The 22,824-nt window shown below is 34.6% G+C and carries 24 protein-coding genes; 4 read left to right on the top strand and 20 right to left on the bottom strand.

Annotated features, from left to right (window positions below; translation table 11 throughout):
- Positions 1-3 precede the first annotated feature (3 nt).
- Together AC6CHR_RS07000 and AC6CHR_RS07005 are read right to left on the bottom strand one after the other, a co-directional pair.
- Positions 4-366, bottom strand: a complete 363-nt coding sequence (locus tag AC6CHR_RS07000) for a DUF1798 family protein (protein ID WP_498247847.1) — start codon at positions 364-366, stop codon at positions 4-6.
- Positions 367-496: 130 nt separating this feature from the next.
- Entirely contained in the window at positions 497-760 is a 264-nt protein-coding gene (locus AC6CHR_RS07005) for a hypothetical protein (protein ID WP_498247848.1), read from the bottom strand.
- 177 nt (positions 761-937) lie between these two features.
- On the opposite strand from AC6CHR_RS07005, the gene AC6CHR_RS07010 reads away from it, so the two are divergent.
- On the top strand, positions 938-1,036 hold the full coding sequence (locus tag AC6CHR_RS07010; RefSeq protein ID WP_498247849.1) for an acid-soluble spore protein SspM: 99 nt from the start codon (positions 938-940) through the stop codon (positions 1,034-1,036).
- Between the two features lie 69 nt (positions 1,037-1,105).
- Here the strand turns inward: AC6CHR_RS07010 and AC6CHR_RS07015 are convergent, their stop codons facing one another.
- Positions 1,106-2,125, bottom strand: coding sequence for a DUF2515 family protein (locus AC6CHR_RS07015; RefSeq protein WP_498247850.1), 1,020 nt, complete (start codon positions 2,123-2,125; stop codon positions 1,106-1,108).
- A gap of 151 nt (positions 2,126-2,276) precedes the next feature.
- On the opposite strand from AC6CHR_RS07015, the gene recU reads away from it, so the two are divergent.
- Positions 2,277-2,873, top strand: a complete 597-nt coding sequence (recU, locus tag AC6CHR_RS07020) for a Holliday junction resolvase RecU (protein ID WP_498247851.1) — start codon at positions 2,277-2,279, stop codon at positions 2,871-2,873.
- A gap of 160 nt (positions 2,874-3,033) precedes the next feature.
- Positions 3,034-5,697, top strand: coding sequence for a PBP1A family penicillin-binding protein (locus tag AC6CHR_RS07025; RefSeq protein WP_498247853.1), 2,664 nt, complete (start codon positions 3,034-3,036; stop codon positions 5,695-5,697).
- Positions 5,698-5,768: 71 nt separating this feature from the next.
- On the opposite strand, the gene AC6CHR_RS07030 is transcribed toward AC6CHR_RS07025, so the two are convergent.
- The 17 genes from AC6CHR_RS07030 to AC6CHR_RS07110 all read right to left on the bottom strand — a co-directional run bounded on the left by AC6CHR_RS07030 (position 5,769) and on the right by AC6CHR_RS07110 (position 21,712).
- Complete coding sequence (locus tag AC6CHR_RS07030) at positions 5,769-6,305, bottom strand: YpoC family protein (protein WP_498247854.1); 537 nt, start codon at positions 6,303-6,305, stop codon at positions 5,769-5,771.
- The gene (gene nth / locus AC6CHR_RS07035; RefSeq protein ID WP_498247855.1) at positions 6,295-6,960 is read right to left on the bottom strand and encodes an endonuclease III; all 666 of its coding nucleotides are present in this window, start codon (positions 6,958-6,960) and stop codon (positions 6,295-6,297) included. The genes AC6CHR_RS07030 and nth overlap by 11 nt, the downstream gene beginning before the upstream one ends.
- 82 nt (positions 6,961-7,042) lie before the next feature.
- Entirely contained in the window at positions 7,043-7,747 is a 705-nt protein-coding gene (locus AC6CHR_RS07040; RefSeq protein ID WP_498247856.1) for a DnaD domain protein, read from the bottom strand.
- 227 nt (positions 7,748-7,974) lie between these two features.
- A complete protein-coding gene (gene asnS / locus AC6CHR_RS07045) occupies positions 7,975-9,267 on the bottom strand; it encodes an asparagine--tRNA ligase (protein ID WP_498247858.1) in 1,293 nt (430 codons plus the stop codon).
- 129 nt (positions 9,268-9,396) lie between these two features.
- A complete protein-coding gene (locus AC6CHR_RS07050) occupies positions 9,397-9,903 on the bottom strand; it encodes a cell wall elongation regulator TseB-like domain-containing protein (RefSeq protein WP_498247860.1) in 507 nt (168 codons plus the stop codon).
- A 15-nt stretch (positions 9,904-9,918) separates the two neighbouring features.
- A complete protein-coding gene (locus AC6CHR_RS07055; protein WP_498247861.1) occupies positions 9,919-10,089 on the bottom strand; it encodes a YpmA family protein in 171 nt (56 codons plus the stop codon).
- A gap of 192 nt (positions 10,090-10,281) precedes the next feature.
- Positions 10,282-13,104, bottom strand: a complete 2,823-nt coding sequence (dinG, locus tag AC6CHR_RS07060) for an ATP-dependent DNA helicase DinG (RefSeq protein WP_498247863.1) — start codon at positions 13,102-13,104, stop codon at positions 10,282-10,284.
- 203 nt (positions 13,105-13,307) lie between these two features.
- Complete coding sequence (gene panD, locus AC6CHR_RS07065; protein ID WP_498247864.1) at positions 13,308-13,709, bottom strand: aspartate 1-decarboxylase; 402 nt, start codon at positions 13,707-13,709, stop codon at positions 13,308-13,310.
- A gap of 57 nt (positions 13,710-13,766) precedes the next feature.
- Positions 13,767-14,615 (bottom strand): pantoate--beta-alanine ligase, encoded by an 849-nt coding sequence (gene panC, locus AC6CHR_RS07070; RefSeq protein WP_498247865.1) that lies wholly within the window; start codon positions 14,613-14,615, stop codon positions 13,767-13,769.
- A complete protein-coding gene (gene panB, locus AC6CHR_RS07075) occupies positions 14,612-15,451 on the bottom strand; it encodes a 3-methyl-2-oxobutanoate hydroxymethyltransferase (RefSeq protein ID WP_498247866.1) in 840 nt (279 codons plus the stop codon). The genes panC and panB overlap by 4 nt, the downstream gene beginning before the upstream one ends.
- Positions 15,452-15,838: 387 nt before the next feature.
- A complete protein-coding gene (locus tag AC6CHR_RS07080) occupies positions 15,839-16,819 on the bottom strand; it encodes a biotin--[acetyl-CoA-carboxylase] ligase (RefSeq protein WP_498247867.1) in 981 nt (326 codons plus the stop codon).
- Positions 16,789-18,003 (bottom strand): CCA tRNA nucleotidyltransferase, encoded by a 1,215-nt coding sequence (locus tag AC6CHR_RS07085; protein ID WP_498247868.1) that lies wholly within the window; start codon positions 18,001-18,003, stop codon positions 16,789-16,791. The genes AC6CHR_RS07080 and AC6CHR_RS07085 overlap by 31 nt, the downstream gene beginning before the upstream one ends.
- A gap of 102 nt (positions 18,004-18,105) precedes the next feature.
- Positions 18,106-19,239, bottom strand: a complete 1,134-nt coding sequence (gene bshA, locus AC6CHR_RS07090) for an N-acetyl-alpha-D-glucosaminyl L-malate synthase BshA (RefSeq protein WP_498247869.1) — start codon at positions 19,237-19,239, stop codon at positions 18,106-18,108.
- Positions 19,239-19,949 carry a bacillithiol biosynthesis deacetylase BshB1 gene (gene bshB1, locus AC6CHR_RS07095; protein ID WP_498247870.1) on the bottom strand — a complete coding sequence of 237 codons (711 nt, stop codon included), beginning with the start codon at positions 19,947-19,949 and terminating at the stop codon, positions 19,239-19,241. The genes bshA and bshB1 overlap by 1 nt, the downstream gene beginning before the upstream one ends.
- A 119-nt stretch (positions 19,950-20,068) precedes the next feature.
- Positions 20,069-20,470, bottom strand: a complete 402-nt coding sequence (gene mgsA, locus AC6CHR_RS07100) for a methylglyoxal synthase (RefSeq protein ID WP_498247871.1) — start codon at positions 20,468-20,470, stop codon at positions 20,069-20,071.
- Positions 20,471-20,484: 14 nt separating this feature from the next.
- Entirely contained in the window at positions 20,485-21,282 is a 798-nt protein-coding gene (gene dapB / locus AC6CHR_RS07105) for a 4-hydroxy-tetrahydrodipicolinate reductase (RefSeq protein WP_498247872.1), read from the bottom strand.
- 103 nt (positions 21,283-21,385) lie between these two features.
- A complete protein-coding gene (locus AC6CHR_RS07110) occupies positions 21,386-21,712 on the bottom strand; it encodes a nucleotide pyrophosphohydrolase (protein WP_498247873.1) in 327 nt (108 codons plus the stop codon).
- A gap of 151 nt (positions 21,713-21,863) precedes the next feature.
- Here AC6CHR_RS07110 and AC6CHR_RS07115 point away from each other — a divergent pair, with 151 nt between their 5' ends.
- Entirely contained in the window at positions 21,864-22,736 is an 873-nt protein-coding gene (locus AC6CHR_RS07115; protein WP_498247874.1) for a YitT family protein, read from the top strand.
- The last annotated feature ends 88 nt before the right edge of the window (positions 22,737-22,824 follow it).

Below are 22,824 nucleotides of genomic sequence, written 5' to 3' on the forward strand. Positions count from 1 at the left end.
AAGTCAGTCCCTTTCCTTTATCGCAACAAGAATACTTGTAATTATATATTCAATAGAGTGGTGTAAATTATGAAATCTTTGATTATTTACATCTTTATAAAAAGATTGCAAAACAACCTGTTCAATATTTTCGATGGTTGATTCTACTTGTGCCTTATGAATATACTTTGGATTATTTTCAACCAGCCAGGCTTCAGCTAAAGGTTGCCAAGACTTTGCAAGATTCATAACTGTTTCAAACGTAGGTCTTACTTCATTATAAAACAAACTTTCGGTCTTTTCAGGCTTCTCATTTCTGCCCTCAAACCTAACTTTACAATCATTCATTATCTCTAAGAGTTGTTTTGAAGATATGATTAATTCCATTAAAGGCTCACCTCTACAACTTATCATACCAAATTACTACCTAAACCGCTTGTAAAACCCCCTGGTTATTACTTAGAAATTTCCATTCCTTGATCATTAATTATAGTAAATGCTAAAAATCTACGCTATTCTATACATTTGATGCAATATAAGGGAAGCAAGAAGCATGGGACGTACGATAGCGATCATTCTGCAGATGAGTTTGTCTTTCTGTATCTAGACAAGACATAATTTCTGTTAATTGTTGTTCAATATGATTAGCATCATCAATTAATTGATATTTTATTTTATTAGGTGAAAGCTTCTCATTAAATGCATTCTCAAGTGCTAAGAGTTCTGATTCTAACTCCGCTAACTTTCCTTCGATTATAGTTTTATCAATGATATTTTTCATTCGTTCTCCCTCCTCTTTTAGCTATAATTCGTCTGAATCCATTGATCCTCCTTCACACTTGACAAAACTAGTTTCTATTCGCTAAAGAAAGTGAAAAGAAACACCCTTCGACATCTCTGTTCGACTTGTATGGAAATAAATAAGATTGTAAACAATAAAAAGTAGGAGGTGCTAACAATGGCAAAAAAACCTAAAGGAAACCAACAGACTACTGAAGAAAAAGCGCGTATTACAGGAGATAAAAAATTAGATGGACCAAATCGTCCTTCCACTTAATAATTTTATTAGTGATTGCTTTAATTGCTAATTTCGTACAAAAAAAGCAGGGACTTTTGTCCTTGCTTTTTAGCTATTTCTCCAATATTCATGAAGCAAATTCAGCATATGCATCTGATCTTCCTTATGTTTAAACCACTCTGTTATTTCATACTTTTTTGGGATTTTTGGATGTCTAAACCATCTTTTTGTATGTTGCCCTTGAAACCAATCTCCTCTTTTTACGTCTATTGTATGTGAAACAATAGGATAGATGGTTCGTAATAATGGTGTTTCTCTTCTTCTTTTTTCGGGAAAATACTGTTCATAATCATATCGTGATCCTGTATGTAGGACAGTATGTGAAAAAGTTAAGAATTGTTCGAAGAATCCAGAATAAAAAAGTAACCAAGCTAATTGCTTACCCAGCTCTATCCTATTTGTCAACTTAGTGAAATTTGATACTGAGAAACCATAAAGGTTCCCATTTAAATGAGGAAATACAACAGTACTAAAATGGAACATATCTTGAAATTTATATGGGAATGTATTAAACACATGACTGTTATACAGTTTATTTTTTATCACAGGTGTCTGGATAACATTCTGTTCATTAATAATCAGTGCTGTCATCAATCGATTTGTTTGTTTCTCATTCCAAAATTTATTCCATTCAATCTCCATAAAATGGGATACTCGGAAAAATTTAAGTAAATGAAATAATGGCCTGTTAACCCTTTTCGACCATTGATAAAGTAAGAGCTGTGGATAAGCATCATGAAAGATCAACCAATTTGCTCGTTCATATGTCATAAAGAGTAGACTTCTTTGTTCCGTTTTTAACGCTTTTCTATACCATTTACCTTGTAGATCTGTCATGCTCCATCCAGCATTTCTCGAAACCATGCTTGCAAGGTATGACCATTTAATTTCAGGATGAACAGCATAAAATTTCTCATAGGCAATTGTTCTTGAAATATTGTCATAATTTTTTAATCTTGTCGTATTAACTATAGATGTAATGATCTCTTTATCGGTTTTCCCAAGTTCCTGTTTAGTTTTAATCACTGTTTCACCTCTTAAAAGAGTAAGACGAATAGCCCAGAACATGATAAGAAAGCGCAGATCCAGCCATTCCTTATTATAATTATCGTATCCTAAACAGTTAAATTGTACACATTAACAAATTTGAAACTTTTTTATCATTTCTTTGATGATATTTTTGGTATGATAGGTAGTAGTTTTAATGAGGAGGTAGCATATGAATTTTCGTTATCCCAACGGAAAACCTTATCAACCAAAGGAACACAGACCAACACCAAAACAACAATCTTCCATTACATATAGTAATCGCGGTATGACATTAGAAGAAGATTTAAATGAAACGAATAAATATTATCTTGAGACCCAGCTAGCGGTAATTCATAAAAAGCCAACACCTATTCAAATAGTAAATGTCGATTATCCTAGGCGAAGTGGGGCTGTGATTAGGGAGGCATACTTTAAACAAAGCTCCACAACCGATTATAACGGGATATACAAAGGTAAATACATTGATTTTGAAGCAAAAGAAACAAAGAGTAAAACATCGTTTCCATTACAAAATTTTCATGCCCATCAAATTGAACATATGAAGAGTGTTTTAGATCAAGGTGGAGTTTGCTTTGTTATTTTATCAGCATTTAATCTTTTTTATTTTCTAGAAGCAGAACAACTTTTACTATTCTGGAATCGTCAAGAAACAGGTGGTAGGAAATCAATAACTATTGATGAACTCAATGAAAAGGGATATAATATTCCGTTAGGCTACCAAGCTAGGATTGACTATTTAAAAATTATCGATAAACTATATTTTTAAGAATCCTTTAAAATAGATATCCTATCTATATTGATGCTTATATCAATTAAATTGACATCACAGGAACCATTAGTTAATGACTCTAGTTAGAATTTTGCGAATACATGATACAAGTAAAGAAAGAACCTTAATAAGGTTTATTAGAAAGGTTGGTCTTACAATGTCTGAACAATATAAAAGTCGTGAAGAACGAAAACGACAACAGACTCAAAAAAAATCACCAAATACAAATAAGAAAAAACAGAAAAAATCTACATCTGTTTGGAAAAAAATTCTTTTAAGCATGCTAGTGATTGGAATTATTGGCATGGTTGCAGGAGGAATAACCTTTGCAGTTATTGTTGCTGGGGCCCCACCGCTAGATGATAAAAAACTGAAGGATTCTTTCTCCTCAATCATTTATGATATGGATGGGAAAGAAATCACAGAATTCGGACAAGTGAAGCGCACATACGTGCCTTACAAAGACATACCAAAACATCTTGAAGAAGCTGTTCTTGCAACGGAAGATGCTCGATTCTATGACCATAATGGAGTTGACGTTATTCGTTTAGGTGGAGCGTTAGTAGCTAATTTTCAAGAAGGCTTTGGTGCTGAAGGTGGTAGTACGATTACGCAACAGGTCATTAAAAATTCCCTGTTGACTCCTGATAAAACAATAACTAGAAAAGTACAAGAATTATGGCTAGCTTTCCAACTAGAGCAAAAGTATTCCAAACAAGAAATTATTGAAATGTACTTAAATAAAATATACTTCCCCGGGAATGTATATGGTGTAGCACAAGCAGCTGAATCTTTTTATGATAAGCCATTAAGCGAATTAGAGCTACATGAAGCTGCAATGATTGCTGGAATGCCACAAAGTCCTAATAATTATAACCCAAGGACGAATCCAGAAAGTGCAGAAAAACGTCGTAATATCGTACTAACTTTGATGGCAAAGCATGGATATATTACGGAAGCTGCAGCAGATGAAGCAAAGAAAATAGATGTTCAATCTACTGTAGTTGAACCAACAGAAAAGGCAAATCCTTATCACGCTTTTGTCGAAGAAGTGATTGAGGAAGTGAAAGAGAAAACGGATATTGATGCCGGATCCGCAGGATTAAAAATATATACTACTTTAGATTCAAAAGCTCAAGATACTGTTGAAAATGTATTAAATGGCGATGTTATGAATTTCCCTGACGACCAGTTGCAAGCTGGTATAACTTTGATTGATACAAAAACAGGAGAAATACGTGCAATTGGTGGTGGTCGTAATCAACCTGTTGGTGGTTTCAATTATGCAACAGATGCTAAACGTCAACCAGGTTCTACAATTAAACCTGTTTTGGATTATGGACCTGCAATTGAACATTTAAAATGGTCGACTAATAAACCAATTGTCGATGAGGCTTACACATATAGTGATGGTAAAACACCTATTAATAACTGGGACCGTAAATACAAGGGCCAAATGTCGATACGTCAAGCATTAGCTCAATCACGAAATGTTCCTGCATTAAAAGCATTACAAGAAGTCGGCTTAGAAAAAGCACAAGATTTTGCACAAGGTCTAGGTATTCCTCTTGAGGAAATTTATGAGCCTTATGCAATTGGCGGATTTAGTCATGGTGTTTCCCCTCTTCAAATGGCTGGTGCTTTTAGTGCTTTTGGTAATAATGGTATCTATATTGAGCCACATGCAGTAAAAAAGGTCGTTTTAAGTGACGGAACGGAAATTAGCTTAGAGCCTGAACCAGAAGCTGCAATGAGCGATTATACTGCCTTTATGGTGACTGATATGATGAAATCTGTTGTTCAATATGGAACAGGTACTGCGGCAAAAATAAGTAATGTTAATGTAGCAGGTAAAACAGGTACTACGAACTTCGATGAAGATGACAAAGCAAAATACAATGTTCCATCTGGTGCTGCCAAAGATGCTTGGTTTGTAGGTTATAATCCAAATTACACAGCTGCTGTCTGGACAGGATATAATATAAGTAAGGATCTCGACAAAGTTTACTTAAATCATGAAGACCAACAGCTAGCTAAAGCAATGTTTAAAGAAGTCTTTACCGCTGTTGCAAAAGGAGACACATCAGACTTTAAACAGCCAAATAGTGTCGTTAAAAAGGCAGTAGAAAAAGGCTCTATGGAGGAAGTTTTAGCAAGTGATTATACCCCATCTTCTAAGATTGCATATGAATACTATGTAAAAGGCACAGAACCTACTAAGGTATCAAAGAAATATGATAAGCTTGATAAACCATCTAATTTAACGATCAATTATGATCAAGAATCAAATTCAATAAGTATTGGTTGGGACTATAAAAAATCTGATGTATCCTTTGAAGTTAGTCAATCAGTTGATGAAGGCTCCTATCAAGTTGTTAATAATTCACAGGGTACTAGCTACCAGATCTCTAATGTTATTCCAGGTGCTATCTATTCCTTCCAGGTTGTCGCAGTAAGCAATAATGATAATAACAACCGCAGTAATGCTGCAGCGACCAAAATTCAAGTACCTGAGCCTGACATAGATGTCCCTGAACTTCCAGAAGAAACAGATGAAGTTCCTGATGATGAAAAGAATAAAGATAAAGATAAGGATAAAGAAAACGGAAATAACAACGGGAATGGTAACCAAAATGGAAATGATGGCAATGAGGACGGAAACGGAAATGTGAACACGGATCCTAAAGAGGATGAAAAAGAAACGGGTGACCCTGAAGATCAAGAAACAGATGAGGATACTGGTCAAACACCACCTTCAACTGAGGTCACTACCCCTCCTCAAGAAAATGCAACAAGAAAAAACGATGAGGATGAAGAATAAGCCAAATATATATAATCTTCTAACTAAAAACAGTAAAAAGGGATTACCTTATTGGTAATCCCTTTTTACTATTACAATCGTTTTAAAGCCACTGTTTTATAAAAGATCTTTTCATGTTCTTTAAACATTTGATCTAATTGAATAAATGAATGATACTGACTCGGTTTATTAATGATAAACAATAACCGTTCCACACAATTGATTGGCTTACATTTTAATTCAGCTATCATCATCTCTCTTACTTCTAAGCTCTTAACAGATTTTTCATTAGTCCAAAATAAACAGATAATAAATAATGATATTCCATGAATAGATAGTGCTTCGTTTTTGATACTGAACGTTTTTTTTGCAAAGTTTTCTTGTAGCTGTAACTTTGTTTTTTTCCAATGGCTAATCACCAGTGGTACTGATTGCACCCTATTATTCCATGGCCTTTCATTTCCTGTTATCTTTATGAGTTCAAGCATATCAAAATAAAATGGTTCTATCTTTAATATCTCATCTAATGGTACATGATTGAAAAACCTAATCCTTTTCTGTTCATTATAAAACGGCTCAATTAAGAATGACTCAGGGACTGAAAATACGCTTTTGTTGTTAAGTTGCATTTTTTACGATTTCCTTTTTCAAACGCTTTTGTCCTTCTCTACACAAATGTAATAGTGGACATACTTGGCATTTAGGTGACTGTGCCTTACAATGATAACGTCCAAAGAAGATCAACCTATGATGTGTATCTGACCATTCTTCTCTTGGTATTTTACGCATAAGTGTTTTTTCAACCTCTAAAACTGAATCCTTCCAACGACAAATACCTAGCCGCTTACTGACCCTTTCAACATGAGTATCAACAGCGATTGCAGGTACACCATATGCTACAGACATAACTACATTAGCTGTTTTACGACCTACACCTGCTAATGTAACTAGTTCTTCGTGTTTATCTGGAACGACACCACCATATTGTTCTAACAATGTTTTACAAAGGCTTTGGATATTTTTGGCCTTGTTTCTAAATAATCCAATTGATTTTATATCTAATTGCAGTTCCTCAATCGATACCGCTAAATAATCCTCTGGTGTTTTATACTTTTGAAACAAATTTTTTGTTACTTTATTTACTAATGCATCCGTACATTGTGCTGATAATGCTACAGCTATGACTAATTCAAATGGATTTTCATGTACGAGTTCACAATGCGCTTCAGGAAACATTGTTTCAAACGTGTCTAGACATTCTCGAATTTGGATTTTTGTTAACAACCTACTCACCTTCTTAGCTTGTACTTATTGAATGGTTTTTAATTACCTGATCTTATTTTAACACTAAAAAGAGAGCTATTTACTAGCTCTCAAGCCAATTATAAAATGGAACTTTTCGTTTATATTCTTCATTACTTTCTTGCTTTATCGGAGAGTTACTTTGATTTTGACGGAATTTTTTAGAATGATTACGTGCTTGATCAATTGTTCGGATACCATTCTTTTTCCATTCAAAGAGAATACGATCAATATAGCGAAAGTTTAACTTAGCTGACATGACCGCTTCCCTCAAAGCTGCTTTTATTATAACTGGATCATAATCCTCTTGGTCAATCCAAATTGCCAATGTTTCACACTCGAAAGGCGATAATGGTCTACCGAATTCATTTTCAAAAATCGTATATAAATTTTCATCAGCCTGTTTGTTTTCTTCTAGTTCCTTTTTACTCTTCTCTTGCATTAAATAAGAAAATAACTTGTCCCAAAGTGGCTTTAAGGAATAGTTTTCAAAAAGAATTGTATTCTCTTCACATTCTTCAATTGTTAAAAAACCTCTTTGAATTAAACTCCTAAGTATGGAGGTACATGATGAGGTTGTAATAGACATTTGTTCAGATAGTTCGTTAGGCGTTGGAAATTGATTGCCATTTTGTTTAAATTTTTTCACTTGTAAAATCATCATAAAGTCTTCTTCATTTAAACCTAAATTTGCGTAATTATTAAATAAAATCACAGGTATTGATATACTCCCTGACTCTTGCATATGGATAAATTGTTCTTTATTCATCAAACACACCTCACAACTAGTATAACATGACACCTACTATCCATCTATAAAATAAGTCCGGTTGTTATTGCCAATAAATCGCAAACCTACATTGTAAAAGTCTGATTTCGAGATGATTATTCTGTTAATACATAACGTTACCTTTCATAAAACAATTTCCTTCATTAACCTAATAAAAAACCGACTTCATTAGTTTTTAACACTAATAAAGTCAGTCAAAGATATTATTAAGGATATAATCGATTCAACAATCGAGGAAAAGGTATCGTTTCACGTACATGCTCAACCCCGCTGATCCATGCCACGGTTCGTTCAAGACCTAATCCAAAGCCGGAATGAGGGACAGAACCATACTCTCTAAGCTGTAAATACCATTTATAAGCTTCTTTATCTAGTTTATGTTCATCTAAACGCAGTTTGAGGAGCTCAGCATCATGGACACGTTCAGAACCTCCGATAATTTCACCGTAGCCTTCTGGTGCAATTAAGTCAGCACACAATACAACATCTTCTCTCTTGGCATCAGGCTGCATATAAAAAGGCTTAAGGCTAGTCGGATAATGAGTAATAAAAACTGGCTTTTCATATTCATCTGCAATAGCTGTTTCATGTGGAGCTCCGAAATCATCTCCCCATTTTAGATCTGTAAATCCTTTGTTATGCAGAAAATTAATGGCTTCATCATAAGTAATTCGTGGGAAAGGTGCTTTGATTTTCTCTAACTTAGATAGATCTCTTCCTAATGTATTTAATTCCAATGAACAATTTTCAATGACACTTTGTACAATGAACGATACATATGTCTCTTGGACAACTAAATTATCTTCGAATTCATAAAAAGCCATCTCTGGTTCAATCATCCAGAATTCAATGAGGTGACGGCGTGTTTTAGATTTCTCTGCTCTAAAGGTAGGGCCAAAAGAAAACACCTTACCTAATGCCATAGCTGCCGCCTCCATATAGAGCTGACCGCTCTGCGAGAGATATGCATCCTCATCAAAATATTTCGTATGGAAGAGCTCAGATGTTCCTTCAGGAGCACTACCAGTTAAAATCGGAGGGTCTACCTTTACAAATCCTTCTTTATTAAAAAATTCATATGTGGCACGAATAATTTCATTTCTAATTTTCATGACCGCATGCTGACGTTTCGAACGAAGCCATAAATGTCGATGGTCCATTAAAAACTCAGTACCGTGTTCTTTAGGTGTAATTGGGTAATCAATTGACTCAGCAATCACACGAACATTTGTAACTCCCAGTTCATATCCAATCGGTGATCGATTATCTTCACGCACGACCCCTGTTATATATAAAGACGTTTCCTGAGTAATCGATTTTGCTGCTTGAAAAACATCCTCAGCAACTTCAGCTTTTACTACAACGCCCTGGATAAATCCAGTTCCATCTCTCAATTGTAAAAATGCAATTTTTCCACTAGATCGCTTATTTGCAAGCCAAGCTCCAATTGTTACTTCTTGTCCAACATATTTCCCTACTTCTGCTATCGTTGTTTTCACTAAAATTCCCTCCAAAGAGCTACGATGTCTACTAACTATGTACTAACCTTATAACATTATACTTATTTTGATTCGTTGTCGCAATGAACACGAGTAAAAAGCTTTAATAATGGTCATTCGAATTTTTCATTACATACCCTTAATGTTTTTAATAGCCATATGTTTAACGATTGTTCCGTCAGAAAATCTCACATAATCAAATGTATAACGATTCGACTTATCCCGATACTTGACTTCCCAAATTGGAATACCTTCATCCATACCTAGATTTACAACAATTAGTTCTACAAGATCATTCTCTTTGCTTACTTTGTTTATAGCCTCTTCCTTAGTAATACCAGAAGATTGATTTTCAACAATGACTTCCTCACTTTTTTCCTTCTGTGGAACCCAGGCATAAACTTTTTCGTCCTTATTGTTTTTACCTGATAAGACATGATATTTCAATTGTCCATAGAATGTATCAATTGAATCAACTGAAGATAGTTTTCCTACCTCTAGAGCTAGTTCCTTCGATTTTTCATGGTTTTGACTGTATTGTTCTCTAGCACTACTATATGTCGTTGAAAAAACCCAAATGGAAAGACATAAAATAATACTTAGTATGCAAATTGTAATGATTGTTTTTTTTTCCATCACATATCAACTTCCTTAAGTACGATAAATTGTAAATATACACTTATTTTTACTTTCCTGGTCAAGTGCTAATCCAAACATTAAGTCTTCCCTTTTTAACGTCCTGTTTAGCAGATCAACTACTTTATATAAATCATCAGAATGATCCACCTTTACAGTTGATATTATTTCTATTTTGCTTTCCATGACATCTTCCTCCTAAGGCAAACAAATTTTGTTACTAATATGTCTTTATCGTCTGGACACAATAACATTACAACAATCAATGTTGTACCATGATTTCATTAACAATCTAATTACTTTAGCATGATAATAAATTATCTCCTAACTCACACCATTTAGGCTGATTCATCTAGATAGAATCAGCCGCTTTTTCAATTAGTTTATCCAATCTTCTATTGAGTGGGTTAACAAATGCATTGGCTTTCTTTCAATATCAATATCAGGAATAGAGGCAAGGAAATCTTTTCCGTACTTTGTTGAAACAATTCGGTTGTCTAACACAAATAAAATTCCACGATCCTCTTCCTTACGTATTAACCGTCCAAATCCTTGTTTAAATCGTAAAATTGCTTCTGGTAGTGAAAATTCATAAAATGCATTTTTACCTTCTTTTTCTAATTGATTACTAATTCCTGCTACCAGTGGTTCGTCAGGTGCTGCAAAAGGCAAACGGACAATCATTAAAGCGGTCAATTGATCTCCAGGGAAATCTACACCTTCCCAAAAACTATTTGTACCAAGTAGTATTGCTTTTTCAAATTGTCTGAAGTTTTTCGTTAACCTCGAACGACTACCACTACCAGTTCCTTGTCCAAGTATCATAAAATCTTCAAGTGTTTCATCCTCTTTTAACAATTGATACGTTTTTTTCAGCATTTCATACGATGTAAACAAAACCAATACCTTTCCATCAGTAATTTGTGCAACACTGCCAATATTGGCTGCAATGGCTTCTGAATATTCATCAAGAGAAACTTCATTAACTAATGGCATATCACTTGGAATAAACATTTTAACTTGATCTTTATAATTAAACGGTGATGCTAAAAGTTGTTGTTTCGGATAAAAATCCGTTAATCCTACAGCATCAATCATGTATGAAAAAGACTGTTTTATCGATAAAGTTGCCGAAGTTAATATAGCAGATTGTTTATTCGCAAAAAATTTATCTGCTAAGTACTCCGATACCTTTAATGGTTGAGCATAAATATAAACAGCATTTCTTGCTCCTTTTGCATCAATTTCAATCCAGGTAACAATCGAGTCGTCAACAGTAAAAAACAAATACTCTATTTTGTTTTTATACTCTTTAAACATAGAAAGAATATGTTTAAATTCCTCCAAAATAATTTTATGTTTAATGAGAAGACTTTCTTCCTTTATATCTTGTATATCATAAAGTGACTTCTCCATTAAGACAATTACATCAATCATTTCGAACATAACCCTTTGTGCTAGCTCTAAAAGTGCATCCCAGGCACGATTATTTTCTTCTTCTGTCTTATATTTATAGGATATACGATTTAAATGAGCTTCCTTCCTCCGCTTTAACACATAGGAATGAATACCCGAGAATAGCTGATGACATTCCTCCTGTAGATTCGGAAGAACATCACCCATTTCCTTTAGTTCTTCATGCTTTTTATTACCTGTTATTTCTCTTACTTGTATAAATTTACTAATTATCCCTTTTGTTTGAAAGGTACCTAAACGATTTATTAAGCTGTGAACGTCAAGATAGGATACCCTCACACCAAGCTGTTGACTAGCAACTCGATTAAAATGATGTGCTTCGTCAATAACTACTTCTTGATATGACGGTAATAGCTTCTCCTCACGGTTCATATCTGACAATAGCATTGCATGATTGGTAATGATAATATTTGCCTTTAATGCATTAACCTTTGCACGTTGATAGTAACAATATGGTAAAAACGGGTTTCCTTTTAATGATGATCCGTCTACATGTAGCTGGTTCCATAAGACACCCCCACCAGATGGAATATTTAATTCATCAACATCTCCTGATTCTGTTTCCGTTAACCAGATGAGTATCTGGGCCTTAGTTAAAATAAAATCATAATTGTCGTCTTGTTCTTTTAGCAACTGTTCGAATTTTTGCAAACATAAATAATGACGTTGCCCTTTTAAAATGGTTGTCGAAAAGTCAAATGGTACTATATTTTCGAGTAGAGGTATATCACGCTCAAGTATTTGTGATTGTAGGTTTGTTGTAAACGTACTTACTATTACTGGCCTATTTGTTTTCTTTGATTGATATAATGCAGGAACTAAATAGGCAATTGTTTTTCCACTTCCTGTTGCTGCCTCAAAGAAACCGTGCTGATGTGTGTCAAAAGCATCAAAAATTTCATTCATCATGAGTAATTGTTCTGTTCTTACTTTATAATCTGGTAAAATCTCACTTAGCAAGCCCTCTTTATTTTGAAAAATCTCAATAAGTTCGCCAGGGTTGATATGTTCTATATTTGTGCTTTGATTCTCCTCTTTTGAGGGAATAATATTTTTAATGGCCAATGACCTAATAATTAATAATTCCTTACGAATTTGCTGTTGCTTAATAGTGATTAATTTTTTTGAAATTAGCTCTTCAATTATTTCCTCAATATCACTTATAAAGGATCTTGTGAGTTTTGATAATTGTTGAAGAGTACTAATTGGTAATGCTTCTATTTTTTCAAATATCCGCAGTAAAAGAAGAGCTGTCACTTCAGCATCACTATCAGCACGATGCGGATTTACATGGAGTATCTCAAATTCAACACTTAAATCAGATAATTTATAACTTTTTTCTGTGGGAAACGCAACTCTTGCCAATTCAACTGTATCTAATATTGGACCAGAAAATTGAAATCCACAATTACTTAATTCCTCTTGTAAAAAGGATAAGTCAAAATAGACATTATGTGCGACAAAGGTAGCGTCCTTTAGCAACGATATCAGCTTTTCAGCTATATCTTCAAAGGTCGGGGCACCCACAACCATATCGTTTGTGATTCCCGTTAATTTTTCAATAAATACTGGGATTTTTTGCATAGGATTTAAAAAGCTCATATATCTATCTACGATCTGCCCTTGTTCGATAACAACAGCAGCAATTTGAATAATCCTATCACCCTTTTTAGGTGCATTACCCGTGGTTTCTAAGTCAATTACAACATATCGTTGCTCATTCATTCGTGACACCTCTATCATTGTACAAAGCTGTATCTTTACTATATCATATTTCAAATAAAAAAAAGGACTGACTCATTACAAAATCCTGAACTCATAAACAAACTTAGTCTGAAGGGGTCAGTATTTAATAATGGTTGTCCTATTTATTATCCTACTTTTAGTTAAAAGCTAGTATTTTAGTTGTTAAAGGTAGGGAAAGCTTATCAATATCCTCTGCCTTCACCAATAATGGTTGATTGGGGTTCATGACCAATTATATCTAAAATATTATTATTTTCATCCATGATTGCGATTTTAGGTTTATGATCTGATAGCATATCTTCTGATAGTAAGGTATAGGTAAGAATGATGATCACATCACCTTCCTGTACTAATCTTGCAGCTGCTCCATTTAAACAAACGACCCCACTACCTCTTTCCCCTGCTATAATATATGTTTCAAGTCTAGCGCCATTATTATTGTTAACGATTTGTACTTTTTCATTTGGAATCATACCTACAGCATCAATAATATTTTCATCTATTGTAATACTACCTATATAATTCAAATTAGCTTCTGTCACACGAGCACGATGTATCTTTGCGTTTAACATGGTACGAAACATATTGTTCTCCTCCGAATAGAAAATCTATTTATCAGCAAATACGAATAGTCTAGTTCTTTAGCCGAGATCAATCGTAATATTATCAATTAACCTTGCTTTAGTAAATTTGACCGCTATCGCGATAATGATTTTTCCTTTAATCATTTCCATATCTTCCAACTCAGGATAGGAAAGAATTTCGATATAATCTATTGCACCTATTGTCTTTTGTGAAATGATTGATGAGACAAGTGATCTAACTTTCTCAATGTCTTGTTCACCTTTTAACAATTCACTTTTTGCTGTTAGTAAACTATTGTATATAGATGGTGCCTGACTTCGTTCTTTTTCACTTAAATAAACATTTCTTGAGCTTTTAGCAAGTCCATCCTTTTCCCTAATTGTTTCAACTGCTATTAATTCAATCGGAAAATTAAATTCCTTTATTAATCCATCTATTACTGCAACCTGCTGAGCATCCTTCATGCCAAAATACGCACGATTCGGTTTTATTAAATTAAATAACTTTGTTACAATAGTCGCTACTCCATCAAAATGACCTTCTCTAGATCTACCACATAAAGCATCCACTCTCGACTTTACAGAAACAGTATATGAAGGACTAGTTGGATACATCTCGTTCACATTAGGTAAGAAAACTAAATCTACTCCTGCATGCTTGGCAGTTTCTTCATCTTTTAGAGTATCTCTAGGGTATGCATCGTAATCTTCGTTTGGACCAAATTGCAATGGGTTCACAAAGATACTTAATACGACCTTATCATTTGCCTTTTTAGCCTCAGTAAGTAGTTTAATATGACCTTCATGTAAATACCCCATCGTTGGGACAAATCCGATTGTATTATTTTCTGCTGTATATTGATTTACTATTTCTGTTAATTCCTTAATTGTCTTCACAACAATCATTTTTTGACACCGCCATATAAACCAACTAGTTCGTCTTGTTTAATATTAAACGAATGTTTTTCTTCTGGAAAAGATCTATCCTTTACTTCTTTAATATATTGACCAATTGCCGATTCAATTGTATCAGCTACCTGAGAAAATTGCTTAACGAATTTTGGTGTTTTCCCTGATCCATAACCAATTAAGTCATGATAGACCAAAACTTGACCATCCGTTTGATTACCTGCACCAATTCCTATCGTTGGTACCTTTAATTGATTTGTTAGATGGTCTGCAATTTGTTGTGGTACACACTCTAGGACAATTGCAATCGCACCAGCACTTTGACATTTATTAGCATCTTCAATTAATTTTTTAGCTGATTCAGTACTTTTGGCTTGAACTCTATAACCACCAAGTACATTTACAGTTTGGGGAGTTAGACCAAGGTGCGATATAACAGGGATCCCTCCAAGCGTTAACGCTTCGATTAGATCAATAATTCCATCAGCCCCTTCCACCTTTACAGCATCTGCACCACCCTCTTGCATTAACCTTGTAGCATTTTTTAATGACTCCTCTTTTGATAAATGATAAGACATAAAAGGCATATCAGTCACGACAAACGTATCTTTTACACCCCGTTTTACTGCCTTGGTATGATGAATCATATCATTAATTGTAACCGGGATCGTACTATCATAACCTAGCACTACCATACCTAAAGAATCACCAACAAGAATCATATCAACACCTGCTAGTTCAGCTTGTTGTGCACTTGGGTAATCATATGCTGTTATCATCGTAATCGGTTCTTTTGTTTGCTTCATCTTCATAAAATCATGTCTCGTCTTCATTTAATCCACTCCTAATTATAGAGATATGGATATAATCTACTTAAACTACCCTTCGGAATCCATTCGAAGCCATCCCTGTTATTCTATAAAAACTGTTGAATATCCCACATTTACGCCAATTTCATATTCCTCAGTAAAACAAATTAGGCAATTACTTTTATGGGGTAACCTAACAAAAAAATCCCTCTTTCGACAGTGAAAGAAGGATTTTTGAACATACTAAATATCATTTTTCATCCCTCTGTCCCAGTCCATATGGATCAAGGCAGAATTTGTTAACGTTATAAGTTTGGATTCACTTCTTAAGGTGTAGTTCTAAAAGATACTACCCAAGTCGAAGTATAGCAGAAATAGTAACTAATTACTATCGTAGCAAGAAGGACGATTTTAACTAATTTCAATATCTGCAGAGTATATCCGCTCTACCACGTTTGAATTTGTCTCTATTAATAAAGCTCCATCATCATCGATTCCAATGGCTTTCCCTTCGACAGTACCTTTAAGGGTTTTAGCCTTAATCAATTTATTGAAACTAATTGCATACCCTTCCCAAAGCAACTTAATTGGTTTGAACCCTTTTGATAGAAATAAACCGTAAAGACCCTCAAATTTCAATAAAATCATTTGAATAAATTTAGCCCTTTCCCATCTTTCTCCTGTTTCTATAAGAAAAGAAGTTGCAACTTCTTGCAGTTCCTCTGGAAAGTCATCTTTTTTCTGATTAACATTAATCCCTGTACCAATGATTACTGAATGAACTTGATCTGCCTCAGCTTGAAGCTCTGTTAGAATACCTACAATCTTTTTCCCATTAATCATAATGTCATTTGGCCATTTAATATCTGGTTTAAGGGGTGTTAGCTCCTCAATAGCTTGGACAATAGCAACAGCCGTAAGAAGAGTTAGTTGGGGAGTCGTATTTATTGGAATCTTTGGACGAACTATCATCGTCATCCAGATACCCGTTCCACTTGGAGAATACCACTCTCTTGACATACGCCCCCGTCCATTGGTTTGCTGATCAGCAACAACAATAGTTCCTTCGGGTACACCGTCACTCGCTAAATTTTGTGCTAATTTCTGTGTAGAGGTTACGATTTCTTCAAAGTGTATATTTCTTCCCATTATTTTGGTTGCTAAGCCAAGTTGAATTTCATTGCTACTTATCTTATCTGGTTTCTTAGTGATCCGATACCCTCGTCTTCGAACCGCTTCAAGTTCATAACCTTCTTTTCTTAATTCTTCAATATGCTTCCAAACCGCTGTCCTTGAACAACCTATATGCTCACTAATTTTTTGACCAGATATAAATTCACCATCTGCTTTTGAGAAGGTCTCTAGTAATTTTGCTCGAAGTCCCGTTTGCATCTTATGAGCCACTCCTTAATTGCAGAACTGTTATTTGCTAGCTTTTTCGTAACAACCTTTTTCTCAATTTCATTTAAAACCTCTGATACCCACGGACCTGGTGCTTTATCAATATACTGTATAATGTCGTGTCCTGTTATGGCAAGTTGATCTCTACTTTTTATAGGTAAGCACTGTATGGAATACTCTATCCCTCTTATGCGTTCATTAAGATTTTCGGAATCAGCTAAGATCAATCGAATTTTTTCAACGGATATAGCTGTTGAATACCCAGCTTCGTAGAGGTGAAGATCAGACCATGATTCCCTTTCTAGTATAGAAAGATAGTGAATATTCTTATTAACAGTTTTGATTAGTTTTACAGGTAACTTCCAATTCCTCAAGAAAGAGTTAATGGACGACGGGGCGATACAATATGTAAAGAACGTCCATAACTCTTCTCTTGAATTGAATATTTGTAAATGATAAGAAGCGAGCTTAATTAATTCATTTCTTTTATTCTCTAAACCCGGTAAAAATTGATGGATATTCGTTTCAACTACTACTTCTAAAGCTAATTTTTTATTTAAACCTTTTAACATTTTTTCGATTTCGACAGTTTTGCGCTCTACTGAAATAGCTTGTAATAGATGAGCATGCTCTTTTATAGCTTCCTTTGTTATAGGACAAAGTGAAAATTGCAATTGACTAACGAACCTAACCGCTCTTAACATTCTCAAGGCATCTTCCTTAAAACGATTTGCAGGCAGGCCAACTGTTTGAATAATTTTTTTGCTTAAATCTGTTTTTCCGTTAAAATAATCTAAGATTACTCCATGAACATCCATCGCCATCGCATTAATCGTAAAATCTCTTCGTTTTAAATCCTCTTTCAAGGATGATATATATGTAACCTTTTTTGGTCTACGATAATCTTCATAGTCAGATTCAGTACGATATGTTGTTACCTCATAAGGAATACGTTGGAGTAAAACGATGATTGTTCCATGTTCTGCTCCTACATCAATCGTATGATCAAAAAGATGTTGTACCTCATTTGGTTTTGCGGATGTTGCAATATCAACATCCCCTATCTCTCTATTTAAAAGGAAGTCACGGACTGCTCCGCCAACATAATAGGCTTCATAACCTACACGATGTAAACTTTCTAATATAGGTTTTGCATGATCAAATGGCGTACTCATGATTACACTCCTTCTTAATACGGGGATGTGATACATTCATTTCATGGATTAAGGTGCATAGAGATCCAATTTTTTAAACCTACTCTTCAGGACAAGGTTAGTCTATTTTGAGAGCAAATTATAATAGATTGACTCATATTGTGAAACAATCTTCTCTGAATGAAATTCATCTTTAGCTACAAAAATAGCTTGCTCTGAAAGTTTTTTATGAAGTGTATCATCAGACAATATTTGTATCGCCCGATGAGATATCGATTCAATATCTCCAACTTCACATATAAATCCGGTTTCACCTTCATAGATAACCTCAGGTATTCCCCCTGTATTTGTTCCAATACACGGTACTCCACATCCCATAGCTTCTAGTAAAACTAGCCCAAAGCTTTCTTTTTCTGATAGTAACAACATAAGGTCACTTAAGGAATATAATTCTTCTAGATTATCCTGTTTCCCCAGAAAGAGAACCTTATCTGTAAGGCCTAGTTCTCGAACAAGTTTACTTACAAAGGTCATTTCGGGGCCATCACCGACTAATAGAAGTTTCGCATTTATCTGTCTTTGGATTAATTGAAAAGCGTAAATTACATCTTGGACTCGTTTTACTTTTCGAAAATTAGAAACGTGGATGATTACTCGTTCCTTTTCTTTAATGCCATATTGGCTTTTCAGATGTGATGCATCCCTTTTTTGATATATACGATCATCAATAAAATTATAAACGGTTTCGATATCGCGATTTGGTTGAATCAACTCATGGGTTTGAGCCGCTAATGAATTTGATACAGCCGTTACTATATCTGAAGATTCAATGCCAAATCGAACTAAATCCGCCATTGATTGATCATATCCAAGTACAGTAATATCTGTGCCGTGAAGGGTTGTTACAATTTTAAGATCTTTATTCACCATGCTTTTTGCTAAATATGCACAAATTGCATGAGGGATCGCATAATGGACATGTAATAGATCCAAGTTCTCCCGTTTAGCTACCTCAGCCATTTTGCTTGCTAGTGCTAAATCATATGGTGGATACTTAAATACAGAGTATTGATTTACCTCAACTTCATGGAATGTTATATTACAATAAACCTTATTTAAGCGAAAAGGTAAACTAGAGGTTATAAAATGAATTTCATGTCCACGTTCGGCAAGGAGTTTCCCTAGTTCTGTTGCAACTACACCAGAACCTCCTACAGAAGGATAGCAAGTTATCCCAATTTTTAATTTTTCTCTCATTATGCTTCACCTAATAAATCATTTGATAGTAAAATTGGTTTACTTGTTTTGAAGCCTTCTGCAAACTTAACTCCTACTTCCCGTCCATACAATCTCTCTCTACTCTCAACTGCTTCAATATATCCATTCGTTAGTGGGGTATCTGTAGAAAGTGTCGATTTTACAAATTGACTTTCATATGCTTGTAAACTCTTTACCTTCTGCTTAATGTTATCTGATATGTCAATGACAAAATCAGGTTTATGAAACCCATTGATCATATAATAATAGCTAGACTGAACTCGATGAGGAGGCTGCTGCAAATGATCTTTATATTTACCTATACCAGCTGAGAATACCGCTTCTCCTACTAGTCTCGAGCAATGACCATGATCTGGATGTCGATCTTCATAATATGGAACAAACACGATTTTAGGACGATACTCTCTTATAATTGCTACGATTGAATTTATTCCTTCTTCGCTTATGTAAAGACCTCTATCGGGTAATGACAATTGAATTCTCTTTGTTATGCCAAGTATTTCCCCAGCATGCTTGGCTTCTTCCTGTCGAATAGAAACTGTACCGTTAGAGGATAACTCTGCCATTGTTAAATCGCAAATCGCTACTTGGTAGCCCATTTGGGCATACTTTGCTAATGATCCACCCATCCCAATTTCAACATCATCTGGATGAGCTCCAAATGCTAGAATATCTATAATTTTCCCCATTTTCCTCTCCTTGTTGAATTGAATGATAGATCGGAGATAACAAAACAGCTTATTACTCCGAACTTGAATTATCTATTAATCACTATTATTCTTCATTTCTGATGAGCTTTGTAGCCATCCTATTTTTTCTCAATTACGTCTCTCCAACGCAAATCCCCACGTTCAAGACCTCGAATTAATATTTCAGCTGTTCCCATATTCGTTGCTAGTGGTATGGAATAAACGTCACATAAACGAATAAGTGCTGTTATATCAGGCTCATGAGGTTGTGCTGTTAAAGGATCTCTAAAGAAAATAACCATATCCATATCATTTTTTGCTATACGAGCACCGATTTCCTGATCACCTCCAAGTGGACCTGATTGAAAACAGTGAATATTTAAACCAGTAGCTTCTTCAATACGTAAACCAGTTGTACCTGTTGCAAAAAGCTCATGTTCTTTAATTATTGGTTGGTAAGCCAATACAAACTGAACAAGATCAGCTTTTTTCTTATCGTGGGCTATTAATGCAATTTTCATTTAAAAATTCCCCTTTATTCAATAATATTTTCTAATCCATACACTAATAAATCAATATTCATCACATTTTCTACAGCTAATTTTACACCTGACATAAAAGATGCCCGATTATAAGAATCATGACGAATCTTTAATGTTTGGCCATCACCACCAAATAGGACCTCTTGGTGAGCAATTAAGCCTGGTAAACGTACACTATGTAGTCGAATACCATTAAAATCGGCACCACGTGCTCCAGCTACAATTTCTTTTTCATTTGGATGACCTTGTTTCTTTTCATCCCTAACAGCAGATATCATTTCAGCCGTTTTTAATCCTGTCCCAGAGGGCGCATCCAGCTTCTGATCATGATGTTGTTCAATAATCTCGACATCTTGAAAATACTTGGCAGCCATCTGTGAAAATTTCATCATTAAAATTGCTCCGATTGCGAAGTTTGGTGCAATTATTGCTCCAATTCCTTTCTCGGTTGTTAGTAGTGTAAGTTCATTTAAGTCCTCTTCAGAAAATCCAGTAGTACCTACTACTGGTCTTACTCCATTTAATAATGCCTTTTTAGTATGGATCTTTCCAATTTCAGGTGTTGTTAAGTCAATTAATACGTCTGGGCTTGTTTCAAAAAAACATTTATCAATATCATTATAAATGGGTACATCAACATCAAATCCATCAACCTCTTTTAAACTTTGTCCATCATATTTATGGTCAACAACAGCTACTAACGTAAAGTGTTGTGTGTCCTCAACTAACTTAACTGCCTCACTACCCATTCTGCCTCGTGCACCAGCAATAACAATTTTGATTTGATTCATATTTTCTATCTCCCTTTATATATAGTAATGTCTTTAGCATCGTATTTTCTTACTGCAAAACTTGAGGATTTATGTAAGAAAAGTCCACCTTTTAGACAGTGGCTTAATCATTAGTAGTCCATCGATCTTTATCTCTAGTTTTAAACTTATTTAAGACAAGATCATGTGATTTTTCTAAGTTTATTTCTAATGAATTGGCTAGGCATATTAGAACAAATAACACATCACCTAACTCCTCTTCTATTTCCTTATTTTGTTCTGAAGTCTTTTTAGGTTTTTCACCGTAATAATGATTTATTTCTCTAGCAAGTTCGCCAACTTCCTCAGTCATTCTAGCCATCATTGCCAAGGGAGAAAAGTAACCTTCTTTAAAACCGCTTATGTATTCATCTACTTCCGATTGAAGTTCATTCATTGTCTTTTTATCCATTTGCTCACCTCATTCACAACTTTTCTACTCAATGGTAGCTAATTCAATGGCGTTTTACAATTATAACGTCACCATTTTTTCAAAATTTGCACCTTGACATTCTATCTATTATAATGTTTAAGCTGTAACATTTACTTATCGGAGGTGTCAGATGTTAGGGGAATTACGCTTTAAAAACATACTATTTATCTTAATTGGATCAGCTATATTCGGATTTGGTCTTGTACATTTTAATATGCAAAACAATTTAGCAGAGGGTGGTTTTACCGGGATAACACTTATGCTATTCTTCCTTTTCAAATTTGACCCTTCAATATCCAATTTACTATTAAATATACCATTATTTTTTATTGGATGGCGCGTATTAGGAAGAACCTCATTTTATTATACATTGATAGGTACGATTAGTTTGTCTATATACTTATGGATTTTCCAACGTTACCAAATTAGCATGCCACTAAATGATGATTTAACGCTTGCAGCTCTCTTTGCTGGGGTATCTATTGGTATTGGGTTAGGAATTATCTTCAGGTATGGTGGCACAACAGGTGGCGTTGATATTATTGCAAGATTAGCCCATCGTTATATTGGCTGGAGTATGGGTAAAACAATGTTTTTATTTGACTTATGTGTTATTACATTGTCTTTGATCACATATTTATCCTATCGAGAAGCGATGTATACGCTTGTGGCTGTATTCGTAGGAGCACGAGTAATCGATTTTATGCAGGAAGGGGCATATTCTGCAAAAGGGGCAACTATTATCTCTGTGAAGTCTGAAGAGATTTCAAGTCGTATTATGAAAGAAATGGATCGAGGTGTGACAGTCTTGAAAGGTCAGGGGTCATTTTCTAAAGAAAATCGAGATGTATTATATTGCGTTGTTGGAAAAAATGAAATTGTTCGATTGAAAAGCGTCATCACCTCAATTGATCCTCATGCATTTGTAGCTGTTAGTGATGTCCACGACGTTTCAGGTGAAGGATTTACCTTAGATGAAAATAAAAAACCCATACAGCGATAATTTTAACCTTCATATTAGACGAACTTTGGATAAAACACCATATTCCTAGATTGAAATACTAGTTGGTTATTAAAAATAGTCAAGAAAA

The organism is Metabacillus sp. GQ13 (assembly GCF_059758525.1).